The 3,415-nt window shown below is 67.1% G+C and carries 5 protein-coding genes; all 5 read right to left on the reverse strand.

The genetic code is table 11. The features are described 5' to 3' along the window. Nucleotides 1-256 (reverse strand): helix-turn-helix domain-containing protein (locus ACN4EK_RS32170; protein WP_431662525.1); only part of this gene is annotated, 256 nt, incomplete at its 3' end. A 115-nt stretch (nt 257-371) separates the two neighbouring features. Then, a complete protein-coding gene (locus tag ACN4EK_RS32175) occupies nt 372-1,328 on the reverse strand; it encodes a class I adenylate-forming enzyme family protein (RefSeq protein WP_431662526.1) in 957 nt (318 codons plus the stop codon). Next, a complete protein-coding gene (locus tag ACN4EK_RS32180) occupies nt 1,217-1,927 on the reverse strand; it encodes an AMP-binding protein (protein ID WP_431662527.1) in 711 nt (236 codons plus the stop codon). Before ACN4EK_RS32180 ends, ACN4EK_RS32175 begins: the two co-directional genes overlap by 112 nt. Further along, nucleotides 1,924-3,045 carry an NAD/NADP octopine/nopaline dehydrogenase family protein gene (locus tag ACN4EK_RS32185; RefSeq protein WP_431662528.1) on the reverse strand — a complete coding sequence of 374 codons (1,122 nt, stop codon included), beginning with the start codon at nt 3,043-3,045 and terminating at the stop codon, nt 1,924-1,926. Before ACN4EK_RS32185 ends, ACN4EK_RS32180 begins: the two co-directional genes overlap by 4 nt. Further along, the coding region (locus tag ACN4EK_RS32190; protein ID WP_431662529.1) for a thiolase C-terminal domain-containing protein at nt 3,045-3,415 on the reverse strand (371 nt) is incomplete at its 5' end. The genes ACN4EK_RS32185 and ACN4EK_RS32190, both read right to left, overlap by 1 nt.

The following is a 3,415-nucleotide window of genomic DNA, read 5'->3' on the forward strand; positions in this document are numbered from 1 at the left end:
GACCGACCGCGGTGAGTTCGCGCACGTAGCGATAGCTCGTCGAGACCGTGTAGCCGACCTCGCGAGATATCTCCTCGAGCGTGATCGCCGGTCGCTCGAAGGTGATCAGGTCGAGGATCTGCAACATGCGGGCCAGGCTGCTGGTCGCTTCGCGCCCTCGCGCGGCGCCCGACTCGTCGGGCTCGCATCCGGGCGCTTCGACCTTTCCGTCGGACTTCTTGCGAGCGCCCGCCGCAGCACTGGAAGGTCTGGTCAATCCTGCACCCGATCGCATTGTTACGTCGGCCCTGGTCCGCTCGGACGCTCGGGCAAAAAAATCACTCGCGCGATCCTAGCGCTTCCGCCGAGGGCAGATCAATTCGCACGACGCTCTATCCCCCGTTCGCAGCGGCGATCTCGCGGGCGAGCCGGCGTTTCTCGAACTTGCCGTTGGCGTTGCGGGGCAGTGGCTCGGTCGAAATAGTCCAGCTTTCCGGGACCTTGTAGTCCGCGAGCCGTTCGGCGCAGAACGTCGCGAGCGTTTGCGCCTCGAGCGATGCGTCGTCCGCCCGGACGAAGGCGTGCACCCGTTCGCCCAGGACCGGATCCGGCCGGCCCACGACGACGCTTTCGATCACGCGGGGATGGAGCGCGAGAACATTCTCGACTTCGGCGCTGTACACCTTGTAGCCCGCGCGGTTGATCATGTCCTTCAGTCGGTCGTGTATGCGCACGAAGCCCTGTGCATCGATGGAGCCGATGTCGCCCGAGCGCCAGTACCCTGCCGTGAAGCTCGCTTGCGTCGCGGTTTCGTCGTTCCAGTAGCATTGTGCGATCATCGGGCCGCCGATCCACAATTCGCCGGGCTCCCCCCGGGCGGCTTCCCGGCCGCTTTCGTCCATGACGAGGATGTCGCCGCACGGCACCGCCTTGCCTATGGAATCCGGCGCGACCGCGATAGCGCCGGGCGGCATGATGGTCGCCGGCGACGTCGTCTCGGTAGCGCCATAGGCATTTATGAGCCGCAGCCCGGGCAGCCTGCGGGCAAGCTCCGCAATGGTGGCGGTGGGCATGACCGCGCCGCCGAACAATCCGATCCGCCAGTCGTCCAGATCGGTCGCGTCGAATGTCGGGTCGAGCAGGCAGAGCTTGTACATGGCCGGAACAAGCACGGTGAACGTGATCCGCTCCGCAGCCATCCGCTCGAGGAACGTCCGCGGCTTGAACGGGCCGTCGATTACGATGCAACCGCCTGCGCGCAGCATGGCCATGACGACCGCCCCGAGTCCGCTGATATGCGATGCCGGGATGCCGAGCAGGGCGCGCGAATGGGCCCGTGCCCGAGGCAATGCGTGAAATGCATCGCCGAATGCACCATCGCTAGATGCGGCAGGACGGCCCCCTTCGGCCGACCGGTCGTGCCCGACGTATACATGATGATCGCCGCGTCGGTCTCGGCGATATCGACGAGCGCGAAGTCGCGGGTCGCCGTCAGCGCCTCGAAGCGCCCCGCGCCCGGCGCGGGGCCGCCGATGCTGAAGCGGTGGCGCAGGGACGGCGCCGCAGCCGGCTCGGGCAGCCGATGCGCCAGTCCCGCATCGAACGCCAGTGCGACGAGCTCGCAATCGCGCCCAGACGAAGCGCCCCGAATAGCGCCGCCAGCGCGTCTATTCCGTTGTCGCAGAGAACGCCGACGCGATCGCCCCCGCACCCCGCGCGCGGCCAGGTTCGCGGCGACCGAAGAGAGCATGGCGTCAAACTCTCCGTAGGTCAGGCGTCGGGCATCCTGAGCGAGCGCGTTACGCTCGCGGTGGTTTTCGACGGTTTCGCGGATGAGGGCGTCGAAGTTCGCGGGGCGCTGGGCGAACGTCCTGACCACACGATCGCCGAAAAACGCCTCCCGTTTCATCGGGGGCATCGCGGCGAGGTCCCAGTCGGCGGTCGTCAAGACATTCGTCCCGTATCGACGTAGTCGCGAATTTGGCCGATGCTTAGTCCGGCGAGCCCGAGCCGTTCGAGAGTCAGGCCCTCGCCGTGGAAATCCCGTTCCAGAAAGACCGAGGCGAGCGAGACGGCCGCTTTGTGCAGGGGGGCGTCGATTCCCGCCTTGTCCGCGAATTCGATCATCGGCACGTGGCCGTGAGGCACGTCCCAGCTCAGCCATCGTCGCCACGCAGTCGCCGGATAGGGCGGGAGTTCGCGATAGTAGCGCGACATGGCCACCGCCGTCAGCGCGTCCGCGCCGGAAGCGTCGTAATAGTCGCAGAGATACGCCGCCAGGGACTTGTGGTTCGAGCCGAAAGACTGCGCGACGAGGCGCCTCTCGCCATCCTGCCCGTCCACGAGAAGCGAGGCGCTGCGGGTCATGCCGCTGAGGTAGATCGGCACGTCGGCGCCGCGTCGCTCGAGCCGCTCGCACCATCCGATGTTGACGAGGACGATGGGAAAATGAACCATCATGTTCAGTCCCGCGAAGCCGGTCTCCAGCACGTTGGCGGCGGCGTGCAGGTCCTCGAAGGCGCGGGAGAGCGTCTGCATGGCCGCCCCCGAGCGCTCGGCCGGGAATACGGCCACGGCGACCTTTCTGCGCACCCATTGCAGGGAGACGACCCCGTCGGAATAGGCGGCCGCATGTGTCGGCGCGGTGGATTCCGAAATGGTCACGTCCTCGCGCCCTGCGTCCCGAAGCAGCGGCGCGAGCCGTAGCGCGGGCCAGTAGCCGTGCATGTTGACATGGACGTGCTGATCCCGCGCGAGCACAGGCAGCAATTGCGCGAAGCGCATCTCGAAATCCGGTGCGGCCATGTCGAGCAGGACGAGCTCGGCGCCGTCGAGCGCCTCCGGCAGCGAGGCGGTCAGGCGCAGCGAGGCGAGACCTCCGGCGCCGGAAAGGGCAAGGGCGGTCTCACCCTCAAGCCGGATGCCGCCCTGGTCCAGAAGCGGGTCGAGCTGCTTCTCTTCTCCCGGCCACGGCGCGAAAGCCACGTCGTGGCCGCAGAGAGCGAGATCCGCCGCCACGGCGACGCCGCCGTTGACCGGCGTGTTTCCAATCACTGCGATGCGCATCAGCCCACCACCTTTCCAAATACCCCGGAAACCGTCGTCGTGGCGCTGCCGCCGATGTTCAGGGTCGCGACCCTGCGCGCGCCTTCCACCTGGCAGCCTTCCGCCGATCCCGTGACCTGCCGATGCGCGTCGAGCGCCATGCGCACGCCCGTCGCGCCGACGGGATGTCCGAGGCCGATCAATCCTCCGCTGGGATTGATCGGAATGCGCCCGCCTTTTCGGATGGATCCGTCGACGACGGCGCGCCAACTCTCGCCGGGCGCGGTCACGCCGAAATGATCGATCGCCATGTATTCGGTGATCGTGAAGCAGTCGTGGGTCTCGATCGCGTCGAGTTCGTCGACGCCTCCGATTTCCGCCCGTCGGAAAG

Origin of the sequence: Pantanalinema rosaneae CENA516, from assembly GCF_050753385.1 — a bacterium.
Taxonomy (GTDB): domain Bacteria; phylum Cyanobacteriota; class Cyanobacteriia; order Leptolyngbyales; family Leptolyngbyaceae; genus Pantanalinema; species Pantanalinema rosaneae.

What these genes read in the sequence shown, in the direction of transcription:
- ACN4EK_RS32185 (WP_431662528.1), bottom strand. Translation starts at nt 3,045, where the DNA reads ATGCGCATCGCAGTGATTGGAAACACGCCGGTCAACGGCGGCGTCGCC.